The sequence below is a fragment of the Pseudoalteromonas atlantica genome (genome assembly GCA_007988745.1).
Taxonomy (GTDB): domain Bacteria; phylum Pseudomonadota; class Gammaproteobacteria; order Enterobacterales; family Alteromonadaceae; genus Pseudoalteromonas; species Pseudoalteromonas atlantica.
Window position 1 is genome coordinate 278,743 of sequence record BJUT01000001.1, and the last position, 22,650, is coordinate 301,392.

Below are 22,650 nucleotides of genomic sequence, written 5' to 3' on the forward strand. Positions count from 1 at the left end.
TAAATTTATAGCTCGCCTTTAACACAGCGTTGAAAAAACGGATAAGTGTCAGTTGCATAGTAATGGTATATGCCTTGTGGAAATTCAGGGGTAACACCAAAGCGCCCGTTACACTCATCTAAATCGCCAGAGCCAGCTACATACTCCCAATCTTGTGCAAAAGTTCCCAGTGGATAAATATCGGTAGAAGGGCGGTTATCGCTTACAGTACTAATATGTTGGTAGCTACCTGCCATCACTTTAAGTGACGAACTTGCATCATCTGCGGTGCTATAGCCATAACGCGCATAAATAGGAAACCCATCAGCCGCCCATGCAATTAGAGTCATTGTTGAGCTGTTGCCGCCTCTAAGGGAGATAAACCCCTCAGGCATGCCATGATAATGATATGTGCCATCGGGCTGTACGTGTGCGTTGTTATCGTCAGTACCAAAACTAAAGGTATCTTGGCTTAGTGCTTCAATACTCCAGTTGCCACTGTTATCGCCAAGCGAGCAATTATCGCCAGAGTCATCACAACTGCCGCCGGTACCAGCATCAATTTTAACGCCATTTAGTACTATGCCTAACACGCCTCGAGGGCCGCCCATTAAGGTTGCTGTATCGCTTTGTTCAGGCGTTAACGTAAAGCTCTCACTCACTGTTTGCTCAGAAATAGTGTTTGGATTATCGGGGTTAGGAAACGTGCCCACATCATGATCGGGAATGCCATTAGCAACTACATCGCGTGTTGTACCTGTGCATGCCCAATCAGCAGAGCTGGTGGTTTGCACTGATGTTGAGTCGTTGTATTCATTGTAACTGTATTCACATAGCACTTGCTCGGTTGAGCTGGTGCCACTTGTTGCTGTTGTGCTGTCACTGCTTGAACTTGTACTTTCATCAGTGGCGGTTGTTAGGTTTTGCTCATCACTGCCACATGCAACAAGAGAAGAAATTGCTGCGCTTAATAACGAAATTTTTAATAGTTTAACTTTATTACATAGAGAGTGATTCATCATACACAGCCAATTAAGTACTAATTGACGCTATTTTTGATCTTAAATGTGCAAGCAATGTGCAAAAATAAGTCAACATTAAGTATGTTTGTTAATCAGGTGATTTTACTTAAGCTGCATGTATTATAAAATCAGTGGATTAACAGCCTAAAGTAAAGAATGGTGTAATGGCAAAATCAAAACCTGAGGTGTCGATTCAAAGTTGTGGGATTTATTCTACTTGGGATAGCAAAAGTAAAGCGTTGCCACAAATTGAGCAGTTTACAACCAATGTAATTGCCAAGCTTGATGTTGAATTTGGTTTAATAATTAATATCAAAAAAGCAAAAGGCGAAAAACTTCACTTTTGTATTTATCACCCCGATATACCAGACAGTAATGGCGTAATAATGCCGCCCTTTGAAGGCGTTGAATACATTAAAGAGAACGACTGGCAGTTTTATTTAGGTGATACGCTGTGGGAGCCTATTGAAAATAAATTAGGTGATTGGCGAATGACACTCACCCTAAATAATAAAATTATTGCCGATAAAACATTTAACGTAGCACTTGAAGAGCAAGGCTCTGTTAATAATTTTTGGCGTAAACGAGGTTACTAAGCCCTAAAATTGCAGAGCTAAAAAAGCCAATATACATTGGCTTTAAAAATATAACTTAACCTGAACTCTGGTTAAGAGATATACCAACATAATTTATCATGATGATCTTTAAGCTTAATTATCTAGCCAGCGGTTTTCGGTGAAAACAAGGCGAATTTACGCGTCAATAGCTAGCCTATTGCAAGTAAATTCAACGCTGTTAGCGCTGAAAATAGCTGCTAGAGATAGATTTATTATCCAGAGTTGAGATTAACTTAGTTACCCCACGGGTTAGTTGCATTTGAGCGTTGTTGTCGTGCCCTGGCGCGTTGTTTAGTGGCCTTTTTTTCCATAATTCGCTTTGCATCACTAAAGCTTAATTCGCACGGCTCCCCCGGTTTATGATCAGCAGGAATGACTCTATCTCGTGGCGGTAATTCGTATTGCACATCGTCGGGTTTAGGTAAGTTTTTAAGGCGGTATAAGTAAAAGTTATCTACCTTTTCTTGTGCCCATTGTGTTTTACGTAAAAACTTAACCGCCGATTTTACATCTGGGTTGTTTTTAAAACAGTTTAATTGCAAATAAGCGTGTAGTAGCTCCCACCCATATTGCTCAACCAGTTCTTCAACCACTTGCTCTAATTTTACGCCTTGCAGTGGGTTATTACTGTAAAGATCTTGGTTGCTCATAGGTGTTGCCTCATTAATAAAAATACAAATGCCATTATAAATTTAATAACGAGGCTTTAATAGATAAAATTGCTTAACTTTGGCAATTAACAACTACGCGGCCGCGAATTTTACCTTCCATAAGTTGCTCGGCATTTTCGATTACTTGTTCAAGTGTAATTTCGGTTGAAATTTTATCAAGGTAATCGGCTTTAACTAAGCTTGCTAGTCTGTCCCATGCTTCTACTCTGTCTTTTTTAGGGCGCATAACGCTGTCTATACCAATTAAAGATACACCACGTAAAATAAAGGGCGCTACAGAGGCGGGTAAATCCATGCCTTGGGCTAAACCACACGCAGTAACCACACCACCGTATTTAAGCGATGCACAAATATTAGCAAGTGTGTGGCTGCCTACCGAATCTATAGCACCCGCAAAGCGCTCTTTTTGAAGTGGCTTACCTGGGTTTGAAAGCTCATCGCGGCTAATGATTTGTGACGCACCTAGCTCTTTTAAGTAATCGCTTTGCTCCATTCTTCCTGTTGCAGCGGTTACGTTATAGCCCAGCTGATTTAATAAATAAATGGAAAAGCTGCCAACACCGCCGTTTGCACCGGTCACTAATATTTCGCCATCACTTGGAGTGATGCCTTGTTTTTCAAGGGCGATAACACTCAGCATTGCTGTGTAGCCCGCGGTGCCAATTTGCATTGCTTGTTTTGGCGAAAGCGCTGCAGGGAGGGGGATTAACCAATCACTATTAAGCGATGCCTTTTGTGCCAAGCCGCCCCAGTGTTTTTCGCCCACACCAAAGCCATTTAAAATTACATTATCGCCAACAGTAAATTCATCCGTACTTGTTTCACTTACTGTGCCCACTAAATCGATGCCTGGCACCATAGGAAAACTGCGCACAACAGGGCCTTTACCTGTAATGGCTAGCCCATCTTTGTAATTGAGTGTGCTGTAAAGTACATCAAGTTGCACGTTTTGATCTGGTAGGTCACTTTGCTGCACTTCACTAAGCGCCGCAGCGTAGTTTTCGTCTTTCGTAATTACAATAGCTTTAACTGAGTTACTCATAACATATCCTTTTAGACCGATCGGTTTTTAATGGCTAAATAAAATGCGCATTAGGTAAGTAATGCACGTAAAAACATTTCTGTATATAACGTAAGGGGTTTACTTGATTGGGTAAGTTTAGCGCGCATAACGGCGCCTTCCCAGCCAATCCAAAAATATTCACTCATAAGCTGCGTATCAACAGTTTTAGCAATCGTGCCTTGTTGCTGTGCTTCATTTAAACACTGCTCCACTTGCTGCTGCCATGCTACGTAGCTTTGTAGTAGGCGGATTTTAAATTCATCACTTAAATGATTGAGCTCTTGATTTAAATTGCCGACCAAACAACCGCGTTTGTACTGGTATTTTTGCATGCCCATAATGGCACTTTGCGTAAAGTGAATTAAGCGCTCGAGGGGCGGTGTATTGCTATCGGTTAAATATTTTTTGAGCTTAGTAATAAAGTAGTCATCGTAGGCATTTACTAAGGCAATACCAAACGCTTCTTTACTTTTAAAGTAATGATAAAACGAGCCTTTAGGCACGCCGGCTTTTTTTAAAATGGTATCAAGGCCAGTTGCGCTAAAACCAAATTCAGTTAAGGTTTCTAGTCCAACCCTAATAAGGTGCGCTTTGGTATCGGCGTTTTCGCGAGGTATTTTAGGGGGTCTTCCGCGCCGTGCAGGTGCCCTAGCAGTGTTCATTATAAGTAACCCCTAATAGCCTTTTTAAAGTTAACCCATATTAGACCGATCGACTTTAATTAATCAAGCATAAATACCAATTGTTTAAAAATAAATCGTTAAAGCTGTTTTTTAAACAAAAGGGCAAATTGCAATAAAATCGTCATGATTACATTTTTGTTTGGAACTTAGCCAAAAAAGGTGTGTCGGATAAATAGGTCGTGTTGATTTTTGCTGGTTAAATTTGCAGTGGTGTTTGGCATTTAGACAAGGCGGTAATGCACCATAAATACCAACTATATGCTGCCCATTAGCTGCTTTCATTAAGCAGTTATTTAATCGCTTTAATGGGAATATTTAAATCAGCAAAGTAGAACACGCCTTAGCACATAAGTGCATTTAAGCGGTTAGATAGCCGTATTGTAAATTAAAGAAGCAGTAAGAAATGAAGTGGTGCGACCACTGTGTTTTTATTAATGTTAAATTATTTTTGCATCAGCATGTTAGTTAATGTCAAACAAATTAATTAATTTTGCTATTTGAATTTAACATTTTTATTAACTATTCATTAAATGTAGATTTCACTAATGCTACAAAATTTATAATTAAAAAAGGTGAGGATATTACCGATGAAGAGACAAAAAAGAGATCGTTTAGAAAGAGCTCATTCTCAAGGTTTTAAAGCAGGTTTAGCCGGGCGCTCAAAAGAGCTATGCCCTTATCAGCAAATCGATCCTAAGTCAGAATGGTTAGGCGGTTGGCGTGAAGCAATTGAAAACCGAAACATGTATAAAACCTAATTCATCAGATAAGAATTAACGTAAAAAGGCCTCCAACTGGAGGCCTTTTTGCATACATTCATTACTAATTTTAGAATGCGCTTGTGTCTTGAAATAAGCCCACTTTTAAATCTTTTGCTTCGTAAATTACGCGGCCATCTACTTCAACTGTGCCATCAGCCATACCCATAAATAGTTTACGCTTAATTACACGTTTCATATCAAGGCGGTACGTTACTTTTTTAGCGGTAGGTAAAATTTGACCGGTAAATTTAACTTCACCCACACCTAAAGCACGGCCTAAACCAGGGCCACCAGACCAGCCTAAGAAAAAGCCAACGAGTTGCCACATAGCATCTAGCCCTAAACAACCTGGCATAACTGGGTCGCCTTTAAAATGGCAATCGAAAAACCATAGGCTTGGGTCAATATCAAGCTCAGCTACGATTTGGCCTTTACCGTGCTCGCCGCCATCAGCAGTGATTGAAGTAATACGGTCCATCATTAACATGTTGTCGCTTGGTAAACGGCAGTTACCTTCACCAAACATTTCACCTTGACCACATAGGATCAAATCTTCTTTTGTATAGCTATTTTTAGGTTCCATAACACTTATCTTCGCTTAGAAATTGCCAAGTACTTTAGCGTACACTTGTACGCTAAACAACTCGGAGCAGTTGAAAAAAACACTTTTTTGCGTGATTTATCGCCAATCAGTAGTGGCGATTGCTTTTTGCACTATAAAACCGCGCAATTACAATCAGAAATCATTATAATTACCCCTGACTTATAACCAGTTTAAAGGAAGTTTATGATCCTTTTTGTTAACTCACTAACAGTGATTGATTTTTCTTACTTATGTAACAAACGCGGCGCCGTTGGCGAGAGCTGGATTGTTGACTTAACGTTGCATGGCAAGCTAAATGAAGAGTCTATGGTGTTAGACTTTGGCTTAGTTAAAAAGCAAATTAAAGGCATAATTGACGACTGTTTAGACCACAAACTAGCAATTGCTAAAGGTTTAAATGGCACAGTACAAGAATTTGATTCGCACAAAACGCTCGATTGCACATTTGGCGATAACCATCATTTAGCAATGAGTGCTCCGCATCAAGCTTATTGCATGATAGATGCACCAGAAATTAGCGTTGAATCAGTGACTGAATTTTTAATCGACACTATTTTACCAAAACTGCCAGGAAACATTGAAAAAATTGAGTTGTCGCTTAAACCAGAGCACAGCCAAAGTTTTTATTATCATTACAGCCATGGCCTTAAAAAGCACGATGGTAACTGTCAGCGTATTATTCATGGCCATCGCTCGCAAATTGGTATTAGTTTAGATGGTATGTCTATGCCACGCTTACAAAAGCAATGGGCAGAAAAATGGCAAGATATTTACTTAGCCACGCGTGAAGACCAAATCGCTGCAAGCGAATTAAAACACATAAGCGCTAAAAACGATGATGTGTGTTTTGCTTACACCGCTGCACAAGGATACTTTGAAATGGCGATAAGCGAGTCACGCTGTGACATTTTACCTGTTGATACAACGGTAGAATGTATTGCTCAGCACCTTGCTGAGCAAGTTAAGGCAGAATACCCAAACAAAGACGTAAAAATTACCGCTTATGAAGGCGTAGGAAAGGGATCGATTAGTTATGCTTAAAACTCTTTTAGCCACAGCGCTTGTAACCACAACTAGCTTTAGTGCATTAGCGCTTGAGCTAAAAGGGCACCTAATGCAGGGCGGCTTAGTGACTGGCAAGCTTGAGAATGTAAAGTCGGTATCGCTAGATGGTAAAACATTAAAGTTATCAGACTCTGGCGATTTTGTGTTTGGCTTTGGTCGCGACGCGAAAGCAAAACACGCCCTTACGTGGGTAGATAATAACGGTAAAACACACACGCAAGATTTAATGATCACTAAACGTGATTATAAAATTGATAAAATTACCGGTGTGGCAAAAAAGTATGTGTCGCCCCCTAAAGAAGTAAGCGCACGTATTAGCCGTGAGGCACAAGCAATACGTAAAGCGCGCGCAGTTAACTCTGATTTACAGTACTTTTTAGACCCGGTATTAAAGCCTGCACAAGGGCGTATATCGGGGGTTTATGGTAGCCAACGATATTTTAACGGTGAACCGCGACGCCCACATTTTGGTTTAGATATTGCCAATAAAACCGGCTCGCCTGTTTATGCTCCGATTAGTGGCACCGTGGTGTTTGCTGACCCCGATTTATACTACTCTGGCGGTACGCTTATTATTGACCATGGCCATGGCGTTACCTCTACATATATTCATTTAAGCAAATTAGATGTAAAAGTAGGCGATACAATAAGCCAAGGCGACAAAGTTGCCGAAATAGGTGCAACAGGGCGTGTAACAGGCCCACACCTTGATTGGCGTTTTAACTGGGAAGGCGAGCGCCTAGACCCAGCATTATTGATGCAAGATAAGCTTGCTAATAAAAAGTAGATACTATGACAGACATTAACCGCGATGCAATTATTGCAAAGCGTATTGAAGACTCAACGACCTCGGTTACTAAAACGGTGTTTCCTGGGCGCACTAATCATCACAACACATTATTTGGTGGCGATGCGTTAGCATGGATGGACGAGGTTGCTTTTATTGCCGCCACTCGTTTTTGCCGAAAGCCGTTAGTGACGATTTCATCTGATAGAGTTGATTTTAAAGAGGCTATTCCAGCGGGGACTTTTGCTGAGCTAATTGCTAAAGTTGTGCATGTGGGCAATACATCACTTAAAGTGGATGTGGATATTTGTTTAGAGACCATGCATAAAGATGATAAGCACTCGGCTATTTCAGGCAGCTTTACCTTTGTAGCCGTAGATGATGATCACAGACCGACACCGGTTGTGTGCGATAAAATGATTTACGGTTTTGATAAGTAAATATTAAGGCAAGCGGCCTTTAAATAAGCACCTTTATTAGGTGCTTATTTAATTACAGCAAAAGAACACATCATACTAACTAATTGTAAAAGCAATCTTAGCAGCTATAAAAATATATAGATTAGATCAGCAAAGAGGGAGGTATAAAAAAGGCATGAAATACATGCCTTAAAAAATAACGAATTATACACACTATAAGTGCAGAGGTGTTAAAGCACCATAGCCGCAATCCATCCAAATATAAGTAATGGAATATTAAAATGTATAAAGGTGGGGATCACCGAATCTCGTATATGGTCATGTTGACCATCGGCATTTAAACCCGAGGTTGGCCCAAGTGTAGAGTCAGAGGCAGGAGAGCCCGCGTCACCTAATGCACCCGCTGTGCCCACTAAAGCCGCGGTCGCCATAACCGAGAAACCTAAATCTAAACATAAAGGAACAAATAAGGTAGCTATAATTGGCACTGTAGAAAACGAACTACCAATACCCATTGTTATCAATAATCCCACCAATAAAATAGAGGCCGCAGCGAGGGGCTTATTGCCATCAAATAATGCAGCGCCACTGTGAACTAAACTTGCTACATCACCGGTTGCTTTCATTACTGAGGCAAATCCTTGAGCCGAAATCATAATAAAGCCAATCATTGCCATCATGGCGACGCCTTTACTAAATACGTCGCCGTTTTCTTCCCACTTAACAACACCAAATACACTAAATATCATTACGCCAACAAGGCCGCCTAATATCATAGAGCCACTTAGGTTTTGTGCAACCAATGATGAAAGCACAGCAAACAAACCCACGATCATCACTTTTTTTGGCTTCTCAATGTCGCTAGCTTTGCTTTGTGTTGTTAACGGTTGCGCTTGGTAGTCACGGCGCTTTACGTAACTTATAAACACCGCAATAATTAACCCAACCAACATACCGCAGGCAGGAATAATCATTGCCATAGGCACTTGGGTGTTAACTATGTCTAGGCCGTTATCAACTAAGTTTTTATGCAAAATAGAGTATAAGTAAATGCCACCAAATCCATAAGGCAATACCATGTAAGAGGTAGCTAAACCAAACGTTAATATACAGGCAATGGCGCGACGGTCTAAACGTAGTTGATTAAACACAACCAGCAAAGGGGGGATTAAAATAGGTATAAAGGCTATGTGCACAGGCACTAAATTTTGAGAAGAAACAGCGCAGCCTAATATAATTAATAAAATAAAATAGCTTAAAAAGGTTTCGCTGCCAGCACCTTGTGCATTCACTTTGTTTAATAGCTTTTCGGCGAGGATACGGGTTAATCCCGATTTTGAAATAGCCACTGCAAAGGCACCTAACATTGCGTAACTTAGTGCAATTTCAGCGCCGGCCGACAAACCAGAATTAAATGCATCAACACTTTCTTTTATCCCTAAACCCGCTGTTAAACCAGCTACAAGTGCACTAATTATCATAGCTACAATGACATTTACACGTGCTAAGGAGAGCCCAAGCATTAAAATAACGCCTATAACAACCGCATTCATAGTTTTCTCTATTTTGAAGATTTAATTAATTTTATCAGATCTTTAGCCTGATTTTTACGTTCTTTAGTAAAAGGTTTTTTAGCGTAGCGCACTTGATTAAATAAATAGCTAAATTCGCTTAAAGGTTCCGCAGTATCAGGGCTTTGCTCAGCAAAGTATATTAACTGCTGATTAGGTGAATAGTGACTAGGCGCCGCTATGTCGTTTTTACCTGCCCAGTGCTTAATTGCCTCAAATTCTGAAACTAACGGCGGGCGTTTACTTTTATTGCGTGGCCAATTTAAATAAATAAAGTAAGCAGCAAAGCTAAAAGCAAGTCCTAAAATAACCGCTAAAGGTACCAGCCAAAGATGTTTACTACCAAAAAGTGATTTTAAAAAGTTGCTTTGCTTTTCTTCGTCAAAGCCAAGTACCCAGCTAGTCCATTGGTAATCAAGGGTTTCTAGTTTGAGCCTTAACCAATTAACGGCTGCAAAGTTACTTAAACTCACTAAGCCAAAATCGAGATTACTTTTAAATTCATCATTGAGTTCTTCGTTTTGCGAAAGTGAACCATTTAACCGCTCGGGGGCGACCACCGCAGTGGCATCAAAAATTTGCCACTGATTATTAATATACACTTCAACCCAAGCGTGGGCATCGTATTGACGAACCGATAAATAATTATTTGTTTGGTTTTTTTCACCACCTAAATAACCGCTGGCCAAGCGTGCGGGAATACCGGCGCTTCTAAAAATATACGCTGCTGCACTGGCGTAATGGCCGCAAAAGCCGCGCTTTTTATCAAATAAAAATTGATCAATAGTGCTGTCACCGGTCATTGGCTCAGGGGTTAACGTGTAACTAAATTCTTGTTTAGCAAAGTAGCTAAGCAATGCATTATAAAAGTCACTTTGCGAGGTTGTTGATTGTTTAAGTTTGGCAGCAAGCTTGGATGCTTGTTGGTTTGTTTGGTTATTTAAGCGTGTGTAATAAGCGGTTTGCCAATTTGAAAGTTGCTCTGTACTCAGTGCTGCACTTGATACCTGATACTGCAAGCTTTTAGCTTGATATTGTTTTTTTCGAAGTAACCCTAGCGCATTACTTTCAACATTTTTATTGTTACTGGTTGCGTAATCAAGCCCATATAACCATTTTTGATTAGCAGGCTCGGCAATAATAGTGTAGGTGTGTTGTATCGTAATTTGTTTATTGGGATCAGCGCTTTGATTATTATATTTTAATAAATCAGATGTTTTCCACGCTTTACCATCAAAGGTATCGTGCACAAGTGCTCGCCAATAATAAGGCGAGACGGGCGTGTCGTTATCAAAACGTGCTCTAAAAACCAGTTCATCAGAATTAGACAGCTTTGCAATATCAAACGGGTCTACCTGTTCAGAGAGCCCTGTTTTAGCAAGCTTTGGCCCAGGTAACTGCCAAAAAGCGGGCATTTTAGGTAAAAACAACAGCAAAAATATTGCTAAAGGCAAAGCAATAAATAACAGCTTAGCACTTTGTTTAGAGGCTAATTTTAAACTATGCGAAGATTCAATTAAGCTCAATACAGCAAAGTTGAGTAAAAATAGGGCGCTCATGGTTAAGGTGGTTATTATGCTTTGGTTAAACAAATACGCCGCTGAAATAGAAAAAAACGTGAGTGTGACAATAATATGGTAATGTTTTTTTGTTTTAGCCTGCAGTAATTTAAAAATACTAGAGAGCAATAACATAGCAACAAATAATATTACTGTATCGCCTATACCTATGGTGTAAATCATTAATATTAAAGCTAGTCCAGCCAAAATATTTGCAAGCCACGCGTTAGGTTTAGGGTTGTTAGTCAGTGTTAAGTACACGTTCCAAAGACATAAAAGCGATAAAACCCCAATAAACAGTATGGGCATATGCGATAAATAAAACGCGAATAAGCAGGCGTATATAAAGCTCATTGCTAAATTAATTGCCCGGTAATTTAATAGCTCAGCCATTATTTGCTCCGCCGTATTCGCTCAGAAGTGCTAAACACTGTGATTTATCGTGCGTGTCGTTAGTTGCTTTGTAACTTGCTGAGGGCAAAATTAGTGTAAACGGTGTGTTGTTTTCGCATGCATTACACACTAAAAAGCAAAGCTGACTCAAGCGTTGCTCGGTGTTACCCGTTAGCAGGTTAAAATCAAAAACAATATCGGACTTTTTATAATCTATAAATTCTTTTACTAGCAACTGCTGCGATTTAGCGTAATGTTTCCATGAAATTCGCTGCAGCCCCATTTCTGGTAAATGCGTAATTAGCTCATCAAACTCTTCGCTGCCGGGCTCTTTAATACTTCCTGTTTGCGTTGTGTGTTCAAACGTACTGTTGTAAGTGTCGTTTAATACATGCTCTGGCGCAGGGTAAACGTAAACAGAGTCATTGGGTTGTATATAACTCCACACGCTTACTAGCCCAAATGGGTAATTACTGTGTATTTTAAAACGTTCAAGGGTATATTTACCGCGGGCATTATAAGGTAGGTTAATAATTAAAGCGCTGTCTTTGGGCGTAACTTGCGCTAAGTGCTTTGCGTATTCTGAGTCACTCGAGTAGCTAAGCGATACTGATTGCGTAAGTGTAGGGGCTTTTAAAATAAATTTAACCGAGCCTTTATTTGGTGAGAAGCTGGCAAAACTTTTTATATATTCAACTTTTAGCCCTTTGGCATTTGTATAACCAAGCAGCACAGCAATAATCATCACCACAAACATTAAATAAGCCATCACCAAAATTAAGTTATTTTGATAATTAATGCCCATAACAAAATTTAAAATAGCCACAATAATAAAGTAAAAGCCGAGCTGCGAGGGCACTACATAAATATTGTTATGAGCCAGTTTAATGGATTGCTTTGAATGCTTGTTTTTAAGTAGTTTATTAAGTAAACGCTTTTTTAAAGCGCCTAATATACTGACCTTTTTGGCTTTTTTTTTAAATAACACGTTAAACTGGCACAGCAACGGTTTTTAAAATTTCATTTACTTGCGCTTCGCCCGACTCGTTATGCAAACCTAATCGGTGCTGGCACACACTTGCAAATACAGCTTGTACATCGTCAGGGGTTACAAACTCTCGCCCTTCAATAAATGCCCACGACTTAGCCGCTTTGGCCAGCGCCATACTTGCCCGAGGGGAGAGAGAGCCTGCAAATGCTGCGCTTTGACGAGTATGCGTTACTAATTCAATAATATAATCGATTACAGGGCTACTTATTACAATTTGGTTAATTAAGGTTTGAATTTGCTGTAGCTGCTTAGCGTCTATTCTTTGTGGTAATTGGCTGTAGTCTCGCGGTCTTATGTTTAAAATAAGTTGTTTTTCTGCCTCCTTAGGAGGAAAGCCTAAACTTATACGCATTAAAAATCGATCTAACTGCGATTCTGGAAGTGGGTAAGTACCCGACTGATAAAGCGGGTTTTGCGTGGCAATTACAAAAAAAGGATTTAGTAATGTGTACTTAGTACCATCTACTGTAACTTGCTGCTCTTCCATTGCCTCAAGCAATGCACTTTGCGTTTTAGGGCCCGCGCGGTTTATTTCATCTGCTAATACAACTTGGCTAAAAATCGGCCCTTTATGAAATGTAAACGTGTGCTCATTAGCGTTAAATACATTGGTTCCTAAAATATCGGCAGGTAAAAGATCGCTTGTAAATTGTATACGCTGATACGACAGCCCAAGCACAGCAGCAAGTGCATGTGAGAGCGTAGTTTTGCCCATACCGGGTAAATCTTCTATCAGTAAATGTCCTTCACTGAATAAGCAGGTGAGTGCTAGTTTTATTTGTTGTTTTTTTCCAAAAATAACACTCGATAAATCGTCGATAATTGCCGTAACAGTGCTTTGCATACTGACCTTATTTTATTCGCTTAGTTCGAGGCGCTTCATAACAGAATTAACTTTTTTAGCGTTAAAAGGTTTTTCTATAAAGCCTTTAGCGCCTAATTCCCAGGTGTTTTGCACGTTTTCAAGGGTGTTATGACCCGAGCACATAACAACGTGAGCGTGAGGGTAGCTATCATTAATATGTTCTAGAATATCAGAGCTTTCAGAATCAGGTAAGTCCACATCCAAAAATATGACATTGGGTGATTTTTTATCAAGAAGGGGTTTTGCAGAAAGGTAATCGTTGCTTTCTAAAATATCTTCAAAGCCTAGCTCTGTTAATATTTGGTTTAGGTAGTCACGTATTTCCTTAACGTCATCAATAATAAGTATAGGCTCAAGCGGGCGCACAAATTCCATATGTTAATTACTTCTATTTTTTATACATCTAAAGTAATTTAATTTTATGCTAAGCACTGTATAAGCTCAAGAAAGTAAATCAAAAAACAACCAATTAGCGCTTTTACGCGCCTAAACCTGCTGTATTAATTAAACGCCCACACCATTTAATTGGTTAATAAATGTTAAATATCGCTCTTCAATAGCCCTTTACAGGACATTTTAAATAAGACTTTAGTCATAACTGGCAATTTTATTTTGGAATTCAAAACTATTAAACCCTTGTTTATAAATGTAAATTTTTATAAACACGATTTCATGTAAATGTTTTGTAATAAAAGATGTTGACGTTACATTATTCATTTGTGATTATGCTCATTAGCTGAGCCAATGCCCATTACGAAGCTTAAAAACACATTTAAATAAAATGCCCATTTGCTTTAGCTGCACACTGAAAATACACAACACACTAAATAGAGAGTTCATTATGTTAAATAATAAGAAAGCTAAATTTGCGCTAACTTTAGTAGCAGCAGCGTTGGCGGCGCCTGCACAAGCAGAAATGTCAGATTACTTTGACCGCCTTGACGTTAACTTTCTAGCAATGCAAAACTTTCAGTCTATACAAGCTAAAGACGGTGCATTTCGTCCTGGAGATGAAGAGCAGTCATCAGGTTTTGGGCGTATTAGAGCTAACTTAATGCTTAAGTTTCATATAAATGAATACATTACTGCCGACATTGATATAGCCGAAGAGCCAAATGATTTTGGCGGCGGCGACCGTGATTTTTCGTTCCATAACGACTTTGCAGGTATTGAATTTGATTTACTTGGCTTATACGGCACACCAAACGAAAACGAAAATTTAACGCTTCGTTTAGGTAATATTGGCGCGTCTCCATTTCAGTTTAAAGGTTTTCAAGACGGCGCTGATAACCAAGGTAATGCCTTAATTGGTAACGGCATTAACGACTACGCAACCGCAGAAAACGGTGCACAATTAAGCTACACAGAAACTTTTGACAGTGGTGTACTTCGTTCTTATAACGTAGCGGGTCACATTACTACATCAAGCTTTGGCGAAGCATTTCAAGAAGATAGAGGCTTTAACTACCGCTTACAAGGTACATTAGAGTTTGAAGGTGGCTTTAAAGTTGGCTTAAATTACTTACAAGCTAACCAAGGCGACCAACTTCGTTTTGAAAATGGCGTAGCGAGCTTAGATGGACTCACAACAACAAATTACCGTTTTGGTGATGGCGAAAACTATAACTTTTCGGCTTCTCCTTCAAGCGAACGTGATACTCACGTAGGTGTTATGCCAGGGCTTGATCAGTCTATCATTCAATTAAATTTAGCGTATCAGCCATCAGATCAAACCAGCATCATTTTAATGTTGGGTAAATCGTCTGACGATTACACCTTTGCAGACTCTGCAGGTAACGCAGTGGCAGGTATTACCTACTTTGGTACAGATGGCGTGGCAGACGAAAACGGTACTACGTTTGATTCTAACAGTGTAATTAAAGGCGAAAGCTCAGTAGAATATTACGCCGTTGAAGCACAGCAATATATCATTCCTGAAAAACTTTACGTAGCCGCGCGCTATGCAGAGTCAGAAAACACTTCCGATTTAATCAGCCAAAACGATAACACCGTTGAGCGCTTACAAGTAGCCGCAGGTTACTGGTTTACAGATTCTACACTTTTAAAAGTTGAGTATGTAAACCAAGAAGAAGGCGCAAACTCAGGCGGCCAAATTGGTCGTGGTTTTGACGGTTTCACCTCAGAAATCTCAGTTAAATTTTAAATAGCTTACTAACTTACTGTTTGGTTTAAAGGTAATTTCAGCGCTCTAAATACGTTGAAATTACTCACCGCTTTATTTACTAAGGCGCTTTACAGTTATTTTTAAGCGTCATTTAACATATTTATGAGGGTTAACCCGATGAAAACTAAATTATTAATGCTCGCGTGTTCAATTATGGCTATTAACGTAGCCGCTAAAGAAACCATAACCATTGCCACTGTTAATAATGGTGACATGATCACCATGAAAGAGCTTAGCAATCATTTTGAAGAACAAAACCCAGATATTTCATTAAAATGGGTAACACTAGAAGAAAATATTTTACGTCAACGTGTAACAACCGATGTTGCCACAAAAGGCGGCCAATACGATGTAATGACAATTGGCACATATGAAGTGCCAATTTGGGGTAAACAAAACTGGCTAACTGAGCTTGATAACCTAGGTGAAAATTACGACGTTGATGACTTACTACCGGCTATTCGCAGTGGTTTAACGATAGATAACAAATTATACGCGGCCCCATTTTATGGCGAAAGCTCTATGGTTATGTACCGTACAGACCTAATGGAAAAAGCCGGCCTAGAAATGCCAAACGCGCCTACGTGGAGCTTTATTCAAAAAGCTGCAAAAGCGATGACCAATAAAGATGAAGGTGTTTATGGCCTTTGCTTACGCGGTAAAGCTGGTTGGGGCGAAAATGTTGCTTTAATTACTTCAATGGCAAATTCGTTTGGCGCTCGCTGGTTTGATGAAAATTGGAAACCACAATTTAACACCCCTGAGTGGAAAGCCACACTCCAGTACTATGTAGATGTTATGAAAGAGTCTGGACCTGCGGGTTCGTCAGCGAATGGGTTTAACGAAAACCTGGCGTTATTTCAAACGGGTAAATGTGGTATTTGGATTGATGCAACGGTTGCTGGCGCATTTGTAACCAATAAAAAAGATTCTGAAGTCGCTGATAAAGTAGGCTTTGCACTTGCACCAGATAATGGCCTAGGTAAACGTGGTAACTGGCTATGGTCATGGACACTTGCAATTCCTTCTAGCAGTAAAAAATCTGATGCTGCAATGAAATTTATTAGCTGGGCTACATCAAAAGAGTACAGCCAATTAGTTGCCGATAACAAAGGCTGGGCAAAAGTACCGCCGGGTACTCGCGCATCACTTTATGAAAACGAGCAATACATGAATGCAGCACCGTTTGCACAAATAACGCTTGATTCTATTAATTCGGCCGACCCGAAAAACCCTACTGTTAACCCCGTGCCTTATGTTGGCATTCAGTTTGTTGCTATCCCTGAATTTCAAGGTATTGGCACTGCTGTTGGGCAGCAGTTTTCCGCTGCACTTACTGGGCAAATGACTGTTGAGCAAGCGCTTAACACATCACAACGCCTAGTTGAGCGCACAATGCGTAAAGCGCGTTACCCAAAATAAATAAGTAGGCGGGTAAGTTTAACACTTACCTCGTATTTTTCGTCAGCATTAGCATGTTATCTAGTAGCCGTTTGTCGTTGTTGCTAAGGTTAATGCTGACTTTTTGAAGGTCACTGATATGGCAACTACACAGTCTCGTACGCTTGCACGCATAATGCTATTTCCTAGTGTAATTTTATTACTAGGATGGATGATAGTGCCGCTGTGCATGACACTCTATTTCTCGTTTGTAGATTACAACTTACTTATTCCTGGTGAACGCGAATTTGTAGGCTTTTTAAACTACGAGTTTTTTTTAACAGATCCCGCATTTGTTGAATCCTTTTTTAATACCCTTTATTTAGTAACGGGTGTATTAGCTATCACCATTTGTGGTGGTATCGGTTTAGCTGTTCTCCTCGACCAAGCAATATGGGGGCGAAACTATGTTCGTATTATGGTTCTCGCCCCATTTTTTGTTATGCCAACCGTATCGGCTTTGGTGTGGAAAAACATGTTTATGAACCCTGTAAACGGATTATTTGCACACTTTGCAATTTGGCTCGGGTTTGAACCTATCGACTTTTTTGCGCAAATGCCTTTGTTTTCAATCATTATTATTGTTTCTTGGCAGTGGTTACCGTTTGCAGCGTTGATATTACTCACGGCAATTCAATCCCTTGACCGCGAACAACTCGAAGCTGCCGATTTAGATGGTGCAGGGCCTTTTAGTAAGTTTTTTTACATCGTGCTGCCGCATTTATCACGCGCTGTTACCGCTGTTATTTTAATTGAAACTATATTTTTACTTTCTATTTTTGCAGAAATTTTAGTGACAACCAGTGGCGGGCCTGGGTATGCATCAACCAATATTACTTACTTAATTTATACCCAATCGTTATTACAATTTGATGTAGGCGGGGGCTCAGCAGGGGGCATAGTTGCAGTAATTATTGCCAATATTGTAGCCATATTTTTAATGCGCCTTATTGGTAAAAACTTAGAGGGTTAATCATGGCTAGTGCAGCAAATAAAAAATCAAAACTAATTTATACCCTGGCAGCATGGACCATCAGTGGGATGATATTTTTCCCAATTTTATGGACATTAATCACCAGTTTTAAAACCGAAGCAGAAGCAATATCAGCCACACCAGCGTTATTTGCTTTTGATTGGACACTGGAAAACTATCAAGATGTGTTAGCCCGCTCGCCGTATTTTGATCACTTTTGGAACTCGGTGGTTATATCACTAGGCTCAAGTTTATTGGGCTTATTAATAGCCGTACCAGCCGCGTGGTCAATGGCGTTTGTGCAAACGAAAAAAACTAAAAACCTACTTATGTGGATGCTTTCTACAAAAATGCTCCCGCCGGTAGGGGTGTTAATTCCTATTTATTTACTCTTTAGAGACTTTGCTTTATTAGATACAAAACTGGGCTTAGTTATTGTTATGACCTTAATAAACTTACCGATTATGGTATGGATGTTATACACCTACTTTAGAGAAATTCCGGGTGAAATTTTAGAGGCGTCACGAATGGATGGTGCAACTATTGGTGAAGAAATATTTCATGTATTACTGCCAATCGCATTACCTGGCATAGCCTCAACATTACTGTTAAACGTAATTTTGGCATGGAACGAAGCATTTTGGACACTCATTTTAACCGCTGCGAATGCCGCACCACTAACGGCATTTATTGCCAGTTACTCAAGCCCAGAAGGGTTATTTTACGCCAAGTTGTCGGCAGCATCTGCCATGGCCATTGTGCCAATATTAATTCTTGGTTGGTTTAGTCAAAAACAATTAGTGCGCGGCTTAAGCTTTGGCGCAGTAAAGTAGGAGAACACACATGGGCAGCATCACACTAAAAAAAGTAACTAAAAGTTTTGATGAAGTTAACGTAATTAAACCGCTTGATTTAGAGATAAAAGACGGTGAATTTATTGTATTTGTAGGGCCATCGGGCTGTGGTAAATCAACATTACTACGTATGATTGCCGGATTGGAAGACACAACCAGCGGGACAATTGAGATTGATGGCCAAGATGCAACACAGACGCCACCGGCAAAACGTGGTTTAGCTATGGTATTTCAGTCGTACGCTTTGTACCCGCACATGAGTGTACGCAATAACATTGCGTTTCCACTAAAACGTGCAAAAGTAAGCCCTGCGGAAATTGAAAGTAAAATAGCAAATGCCGCTAAAATACTTAATTTAACTGATTACTTAGACCGTAAACCAGGGCAATTATCGGGCGGGCAACGCCAACGTGTAGCAATAGGGCGTGCAATTGTTAGGCAACCGTCGGCTTTTTTGTTTGACGAACCGCTTTCAAATTTAGATGCATCACTGCGTGTAAATATGCGCTTAGAAATTTCTGAGCTACACAAAAGCTTAGCTACAACAATGATTTATGTAACACATGACCAAGTTGAAGCGATGACAATGGCAGACAGAATTGCAGTATTTAATGGTGGGATTATTGAGCAAGTCGGAACGCCGCTTGAGCTGTATCAGCACCCAGTAAATAAATTTGTTGCAGGCTTTATTGGTTCACCAAAAATGAACTTTATTGAAGTAGATAACGATAGCCATGCACAAACGCACAGTTTGGGTGTACGTCCTGAGCACTTTGAAATTTCAACTGAGTCAGGAACTTGGCAAGGTACTGTAGGCGTTATCGAGCATTTAGGTTCTGAAAGCTTTTTACATGTAACTATTAACGATGGCAGTACGGTTACGGTAAAAGCAGATGGCGATTGCCCACTACAATATGGCGATACAATTTATTTAAGTGCGCCTGAGCACAAGGTACATAGATTTGATAAAAATGGGTTAACGATTAAAAACCCAACAGTTTAATCCGCCGTTTTCACCCAATACTTTAGGAATAGCAAATTTACCTAAAGTATTGGTTATTAAATTAATGTGACACTTCGGCATTTTATAAATGAATGATATATTTGCAAATATTATAAAATGATTTATCGCTAAAACTAAGCGGCTTATCAAAATAAGAGGTTTATGTGGCAAAGCTATCAAATACAGAAATACGTAAGCTCGATGATGCAGCTAGAGCAGGGTGGCTCTATTATGTTGCGGGTAAAACACAAGACGAAATTGCCAAAAAGCTCAATGTATCTCGTCAATCTGCTCAACGTATGGTGGCATTATCTGTAAGCCAAGGGCTTATTAAAGTAAGGCTCGATCATCCTATTGCTAAATGTATGGATTTAGCAGAAAAAATTAAAAGCCGTTTTGGCTTAGACTCTTGTGAAGTAGTGCCTAGCGATGGCTCAGATCCAAACTCTACAGTGGGTTTAGCGCAAGCCGGGGCTGCTGAAATACAACGCCATTTAAAATCAGAAACACCAAAAATTTTAGCTATGGGTACTGGGCGTGTATTACGTGCATGCGTTGATGAACTGCCAACGTTAGATTGTAGCCAACACAAAGTAGTGGCGATGCTAGGTAACATGGCACTTGATGGGTCCGCTTCACCTTATGATGTAGTCGTTAGAATGGCCGAGCATATAAATGCAAAGCATTACCCAATGCCGCTTCCTGTATTACCAAGAAGTGTTGAAGAAAAACAGCAATTGCATTCACAACATAATATTACCAGTAACTTAAAATTGGCCACTCAAGCCGACGTAACGTTTGTGGGTGTAGGTAGCCTAGGCGAAAAATCGCCATTGCATATTGATGGCTTTGTTGATGAGCAAGAGCTAAAAGAGCTACAAAATTTAGGGGCTGTGGGTGAAATGATCAGCTGGGTTTACGACAAACGCGGCCAATTAATTGACTGCACTGTAAACCAACGTGTTGCCAGTACGCCATTAAAAATTGAAGGTAATAAACAAATTTACGCTATAGCCGCCGGTGAAGATAAAGTACTTGCGATACTTGGTGCAGTTAGATCAAATATGATCAGCGGTTTAATTACTAACGAATACACAGCAGAACGTATTTTAAGTATGGATTAGCTAAGGTTGTTTAGCTAGCTTTTTAAAATCTACGGATATTAACTGACTGAATGAGCCTTTATTTTTCAAAAAGGAAAACTAACAGGCTCATTTAAAATACCAATAAAGTTTTAATAAATTTAGGCTTTTTATAAAACGTTTTAAATAGCGCTTTAATAAAAGAGCGCCGAACTGAAAGAACGTTGATGAAAATAGCAAATCAAAAACTGCTGTGGTTAAAATTTTAAAGTAGCCAATGCTTAAAGTTATTTGTAAGTAATATTGTTAGTAAAGTTTTGAGTGTAAATAAAAGCGTAATGACCAGAAATAAACTAAAAGCACTTAGCAAAGTAAGGCATGGTATAGTTTGGCAAAAACAACTTTAATGTCCGATACCGTCTAGTATTGGACATAGTAGGAGTGTAATACGCGCTCCTTATTATAATATACATAACTACCTATAATTTATATTATGTTAAATACGGTAAATTAATACATAATCAAAGTAACTATGCTTCTATTAATTACGTATAAACCCCTATTTTTGGTGTTTTGAGTAATAGTCGTTTTAAAGTTGGTCTTTCAGTTAACCGTTTAAATTGTTATGCACAGTAACTTTTAACAACAACTTACGCACTACTTTTTACACCGAAATTTTTGCTAATATTTATGTAGTCTTTTAATCTTATAAAGCCTAGCAATTACAAATTCCATATTGCAGCCTCTATACTCCCTTTATGAAAATTAATTACCTTTTTTAAACAGGCTCAAATTTTGTAATTTTCGTTTCTATCATTTTATTTAAAGCTAACTTACTGCTACAAGAATTTATTACGCCTCATATCAGGTTTAATTTAAAGCCTTAGATTTTTCTTCAAAACCTAAGGCTTAACGCAAAAATAATATGAATTAGTTACAACCTAGTTCAGACCTTAAACCATACACTGATGATTCAATTGTTTGTGCACTGTTGTACGATAAGTTTGGCATTACATTTATACCCGAGCGCGATTCAACTTCATCAATACTTACTTCGGTATTACAAAAGTTATCACTGCGACTTGCTGTTTGCTCCATAATAAATGCCGATGCTTTAATTGTGCTACCAGTTTGCTGCATAACAATTTTAAAATAGCCACTTGGAATGGTATGCGCTTCGTTAGCTTGTGGTAACTCTGCAAAATAATATTCGTATAATGGACCTGTTACTACATATAAATCATTTCCATTTCCTACGTGATTTCGCACTGCAGATTCAAGCCTAACCCATGGGCCTTGATTTAATGCGGATGATTGCGGCGTAATATTAGAAAGTAAGTTTGTTAGTTTCCAATCATCCGTATTGCTAAAAGATGCTAATGGAACTTGATGGCCTCTATCGGTATTTATTGTTGCATATGCATCGGTGTAATCACTAGGCTCTAACGTATAGTGTGAGTATAGATCAGGATCAGCTTTCCAACTTCTGCTTCTCGATGGTCCACTCATAGTGCTAGTCGTAACATGGTAAGCCACCCAATCTGCAAACTTTGTATAACGATTATTTTTTAAAGTATAAATACTTCGCTCAATTGTATTACCATTATCTAAACCTGTTGGGCAACCTTGTAAACAATTGTCTGCACTTGCACTGTGCGCAAAACATAAACCTGTAAGTACTATTGATGCCTTTATTATTGTCTTCATTGTTTTATCCTCAATTAAATGAGGGTAAAAATTAGCAGTACATTATTACAGCAATATGTATCTAACTAATTGTTTATAAATACAATAATATCGTCTTAGGCTTTTGGTATTACTAATAAAAGTCGCGAGTATACAGCTACCCTCGCCTTATATTCAACGTAGTAACGTTGTTTGTAGACCTAGCGAATAAAGGGGTTTTTATATACCTATATGTATTATGTTAAATTGAGTTCTTTGTGATTTTCTATGCGTAATCACCCTGATATAAAGCGTTTACGCATACTTTTAATGTATTA

The 22,650-nt window shown here is 39.2% G+C and carries 22 protein-coding genes; 11 read left to right on the forward strand and 11 right to left on the reverse strand.

Annotated elements, in window-relative coordinates; translation table 11 throughout:
• Window positions 1–5 precede the first annotated feature (5 nt).
• Window positions 6–1,001: a YHYH protein gene (locus PAT01_RS01215; protein WP_154944430.1), complete on the reverse strand. Its 996-nt coding sequence runs from the start codon at window positions 999–1,001 to the stop codon at window positions 6–8.
• 164 nt (window positions 1,002–1,165) lie between these two features.
• Here PAT01_RS01215 and PAT01_RS01220 point away from each other — a divergent pair, with 164 nt between their 5' ends.
• Complete coding sequence (locus tag PAT01_RS01220; RefSeq protein WP_154944432.1) at window positions 1,166–1,597, forward strand: DUF3859 domain-containing protein; 432 nt, start codon at window positions 1,166–1,168, stop codon at window positions 1,595–1,597.
• A 254-nt stretch (window positions 1,598–1,851) separates the two neighbouring features.
• Here PAT01_RS01220 and PAT01_RS01225 read toward each other — a convergent pair whose 3' ends face one another.
• The 3 genes from PAT01_RS01225 to acuR form a co-directional block, all read right to left on the reverse strand.
• Window positions 1,852–2,268 carry a VF530 family protein gene (locus PAT01_RS01225; RefSeq protein WP_154944434.1) on the reverse strand — a complete coding sequence of 139 codons (417 nt, stop codon included), beginning with the start codon at window positions 2,266–2,268 and terminating at the stop codon, window positions 1,852–1,854.
• 73 nt (window positions 2,269–2,341) lie between these two features.
• A complete protein-coding gene (gene acuI, locus PAT01_RS01230; RefSeq protein WP_154944436.1) occupies window positions 2,342–3,331 on the reverse strand; it encodes an acrylyl-CoA reductase (NADPH) in 990 nt (329 codons plus the stop codon).
• A 50-nt stretch (window positions 3,332–3,381) separates the two neighbouring features.
• Window positions 3,382–4,014, reverse strand: a complete 633-nt coding sequence (gene acuR, locus PAT01_RS01235; protein WP_154944438.1) for an acrylate utilization transcriptional regulator AcuR — start codon at window positions 4,012–4,014, stop codon at window positions 3,382–3,384.
• Window positions 4,015–4,622: 608 nt separating this feature from the next.
• Between acuR and rmf the strand changes: the two genes are divergently transcribed.
• A complete protein-coding gene (rmf, locus tag PAT01_RS01240) occupies window positions 4,623–4,793 on the forward strand; it encodes a ribosome modulation factor (protein WP_004586522.1) in 171 nt (56 codons plus the stop codon).
• Between the two features lie 70 nt (window positions 4,794–4,863).
• Here rmf and fabA read toward each other — a convergent pair whose 3' ends face one another.
• Window positions 4,864–5,379: a bifunctional 3-hydroxydecanoyl-ACP dehydratase/trans-2-decenoyl-ACP isomerase gene (gene fabA, locus PAT01_RS01245; protein ID WP_004586523.1), complete on the reverse strand. Its 516-nt coding sequence runs from the start codon at window positions 5,377–5,379 to the stop codon at window positions 4,864–4,866.
• Window positions 5,380–5,583: 204 nt separating this feature from the next.
• On the opposite strand from fabA, the gene PAT01_RS01250 reads away from it, so the two are divergent.
• The 3 genes from PAT01_RS01250 to PAT01_RS01260 are packed head-to-tail and all read left to right on the forward strand — an operon-like array spanning window position 5,584 to window position 7,692.
• Entirely contained in the window at window positions 5,584–6,441 is an 858-nt protein-coding gene (locus PAT01_RS01250; RefSeq protein WP_154944440.1) for a 6-carboxytetrahydropterin synthase, read from the forward strand.
• Entirely contained in the window at window positions 6,434–7,252 is an 819-nt protein-coding gene (locus tag PAT01_RS01255; RefSeq protein ID WP_154944442.1) for a M23 family metallopeptidase, read from the forward strand. Before PAT01_RS01250 ends, PAT01_RS01255 begins: the two co-directional genes overlap by 8 nt.
• A gap of 5 nt (window positions 7,253–7,257) precedes the next feature.
• The gene (locus tag PAT01_RS01260; RefSeq protein ID WP_024033640.1) at window positions 7,258–7,692 is read left to right on the forward strand and encodes an acyl-CoA thioesterase; all 435 of its coding nucleotides are present in this window, start codon (window positions 7,258–7,260) and stop codon (window positions 7,690–7,692) included.
• Window positions 7,693–7,901: 209 nt separating this feature from the next.
• Here PAT01_RS01260 and PAT01_RS01265 read toward each other — a convergent pair whose 3' ends face one another.
• From PAT01_RS01265 to PAT01_RS01285, 5 genes are read right to left on the reverse strand one after another with little or no spacing between them, the layout of a single operon-like run.
• Window positions 7,902–9,224 carry a Na+/H+ antiporter family protein gene (locus tag PAT01_RS01265; protein WP_154944443.1) on the reverse strand — a complete coding sequence of 441 codons (1,323 nt, stop codon included), beginning with the start codon at window positions 9,222–9,224 and terminating at the stop codon, window positions 7,902–7,904.
• 8 nt (window positions 9,225–9,232) lie between these two features.
• Window positions 9,233–11,194: a transglutaminase TgpA family protein gene (locus PAT01_RS01270; RefSeq protein WP_154944444.1), complete on the reverse strand. Its 1,962-nt coding sequence runs from the start codon at window positions 11,192–11,194 to the stop codon at window positions 9,233–9,235.
• Window positions 11,187–12,200, reverse strand: a complete 1,014-nt coding sequence (locus PAT01_RS01275) for a DUF58 domain-containing protein (protein ID WP_154944445.1) — start codon at window positions 12,198–12,200, stop codon at window positions 11,187–11,189. Before PAT01_RS01275 ends, PAT01_RS01270 begins: the two co-directional genes overlap by 8 nt.
• Window positions 12,184–13,089: an AAA family ATPase gene (locus tag PAT01_RS01280; RefSeq protein WP_154944446.1), complete on the reverse strand. Its 906-nt coding sequence runs from the start codon at window positions 13,087–13,089 to the stop codon at window positions 12,184–12,186. Before PAT01_RS01280 ends, PAT01_RS01275 begins: the two co-directional genes overlap by 17 nt.
• Before the next feature lie 12 nt (window positions 13,090–13,101).
• Complete coding sequence (locus tag PAT01_RS01285; protein ID WP_029772290.1) at window positions 13,102–13,485, reverse strand: response regulator; 384 nt, start codon at window positions 13,483–13,485, stop codon at window positions 13,102–13,104.
• 466 nt (window positions 13,486–13,951) lie between these two features.
• Between PAT01_RS01285 and PAT01_RS01290 the strand changes: the two genes are divergently transcribed.
• From PAT01_RS01290 to PAT01_RS01315, 6 genes are all read left to right on the forward strand, one after another.
• The gene (locus PAT01_RS01290; RefSeq protein WP_029772291.1) at window positions 13,952–15,274 is read left to right on the forward strand and encodes a hypothetical protein; all 1,323 of its coding nucleotides are present in this window, start codon (window positions 13,952–13,954) and stop codon (window positions 15,272–15,274) included.
• Between the two features lie 138 nt (window positions 15,275–15,412).
• Window positions 15,413–16,717, forward strand: coding sequence for an ABC transporter substrate-binding protein (locus PAT01_RS01295; protein ID WP_154944447.1), 1,305 nt, complete (start codon window positions 15,413–15,415; stop codon window positions 16,715–16,717).
• Window positions 16,718–16,835: 118 nt separating this feature from the next.
• A complete protein-coding gene (locus PAT01_RS01300; protein ID WP_024033631.1) occupies window positions 16,836–17,708 on the forward strand; it encodes a carbohydrate ABC transporter permease in 873 nt (290 codons plus the stop codon).
• Window positions 17,709–17,710: 2 nt separating this feature from the next.
• Window positions 17,711–18,541 carry a carbohydrate ABC transporter permease gene (locus tag PAT01_RS01305; RefSeq protein WP_004586533.1) on the forward strand — a complete coding sequence of 277 codons (831 nt, stop codon included), beginning with the start codon at window positions 17,711–17,713 and terminating at the stop codon, window positions 18,539–18,541.
• A gap of 10 nt (window positions 18,542–18,551) precedes the next feature.
• Window positions 18,552–19,565, forward strand: a complete 1,014-nt coding sequence (locus PAT01_RS01310) for an ABC transporter ATP-binding protein (RefSeq protein WP_029772719.1) — start codon at window positions 18,552–18,554, stop codon at window positions 19,563–19,565.
• A 164-nt stretch (window positions 19,566–19,729) separates the two neighbouring features.
• The gene (locus PAT01_RS01315; protein WP_004586535.1) at window positions 19,730–20,689 is read left to right on the forward strand and encodes a sugar-binding transcriptional regulator; all 960 of its coding nucleotides are present in this window, start codon (window positions 19,730–19,732) and stop codon (window positions 20,687–20,689) included.
• An 888-nt stretch (window positions 20,690–21,577) separates the two neighbouring features.
• Here the strand turns inward: PAT01_RS01315 and PAT01_RS01320 are convergent.
• Window positions 21,578–22,354 (reverse strand): DNA/RNA non-specific endonuclease, encoded by a 777-nt coding sequence (locus PAT01_RS01320; RefSeq protein ID WP_154944448.1) that lies wholly within the window; start codon window positions 22,352–22,354, stop codon window positions 21,578–21,580.
• Between the last annotated feature and the right edge of the window lie 296 nt (window positions 22,355–22,650).

Excerpts from the sequence above, each read along its gene's own strand:
- PAT01_RS01215 (WP_154944430.1), bottom strand. The coding sequence starts at position 1,001 with ATGATGAATCACTCTCTATGTAATAAAGTTAAACTATTAAAAATTTCG.
- PAT01_RS01220 (WP_154944432.1), top strand. The coding sequence starts at position 1,166 with ATGGCAAAATCAAAACCTGAGGTGTCGATTCAAAGTTGTGGGATTTAT.
- PAT01_RS01225 (WP_154944434.1), bottom strand. The coding sequence starts at position 2,268 with ATGAGCAACCAAGATCTTTACAGTAATAACCCACTGCAAGGCGTAAAA.
- acuI (WP_154944436.1), bottom strand. The coding sequence starts at position 3,331 with ATGAGTAACTCAGTTAAAGCTATTGTAATTACGAAAGACGAAAACTAC.
- acuR (WP_154944438.1), bottom strand. The coding sequence starts at position 4,014 with ATGAACACTGCTAGGGCACCTGCACGGCGCGGAAGACCCCCTAAAATA.
- rmf (WP_004586522.1), top strand. The coding sequence starts at position 4,623 with ATGAAGAGACAAAAAAGAGATCGTTTAGAAAGAGCTCATTCTCAAGGT.
- fabA (WP_004586523.1), bottom strand. The coding sequence starts at position 5,379 with ATGGAACCTAAAAATAGCTATACAAAAGAAGATTTGATCCTATGTGGT.
- PAT01_RS01250 (WP_154944440.1), top strand. The coding sequence starts at position 5,584 with ATGATCCTTTTTGTTAACTCACTAACAGTGATTGATTTTTCTTACTTA.
- PAT01_RS01255 (WP_154944442.1), top strand. The coding sequence starts at position 6,434 with ATGCTTAAAACTCTTTTAGCCACAGCGCTTGTAACCACAACTAGCTTT.
- PAT01_RS01260 (WP_024033640.1), top strand. The coding sequence starts at position 7,258 with ATGACAGACATTAACCGCGATGCAATTATTGCAAAGCGTATTGAAGAC.
- PAT01_RS01265 (WP_154944443.1), bottom strand. The coding sequence starts at position 9,224 with ATGAATGCGGTTGTTATAGGCGTTATTTTAATGCTTGGGCTCTCCTTA.
- PAT01_RS01270 (WP_154944444.1), bottom strand. The coding sequence starts at position 11,194 with ATGGCTGAGCTATTAAATTACCGGGCAATTAATTTAGCAATGAGCTTT.
- PAT01_RS01280 (WP_154944446.1), bottom strand. The coding sequence starts at position 13,089 with ATGCAAAGCACTGTTACGGCAATTATCGACGATTTATCGAGTGTTATT.
- PAT01_RS01285 (WP_029772290.1), bottom strand. The coding sequence starts at position 13,485 with ATGGAATTTGTGCGCCCGCTTGAGCCTATACTTATTATTGATGACGTT.
- PAT01_RS01290 (WP_029772291.1), top strand. The coding sequence starts at position 13,952 with ATGTTAAATAATAAGAAAGCTAAATTTGCGCTAACTTTAGTAGCAGCA.
- PAT01_RS01295 (WP_154944447.1), top strand. The coding sequence starts at position 15,413 with ATGAAAACTAAATTATTAATGCTCGCGTGTTCAATTATGGCTATTAAC.
- PAT01_RS01300 (WP_024033631.1), top strand. The coding sequence starts at position 16,836 with ATGGCAACTACACAGTCTCGTACGCTTGCACGCATAATGCTATTTCCT.
- PAT01_RS01305 (WP_004586533.1), top strand. The coding sequence starts at position 17,711 with ATGGCTAGTGCAGCAAATAAAAAATCAAAACTAATTTATACCCTGGCA.
- PAT01_RS01310 (WP_029772719.1), top strand. The coding sequence starts at position 18,552 with ATGGGCAGCATCACACTAAAAAAAGTAACTAAAAGTTTTGATGAAGTT.
- PAT01_RS01320 (WP_154944448.1), bottom strand. The coding sequence starts at position 22,354 with ATGAAGACAATAATAAAGGCATCAATAGTACTTACAGGTTTATGTTTT.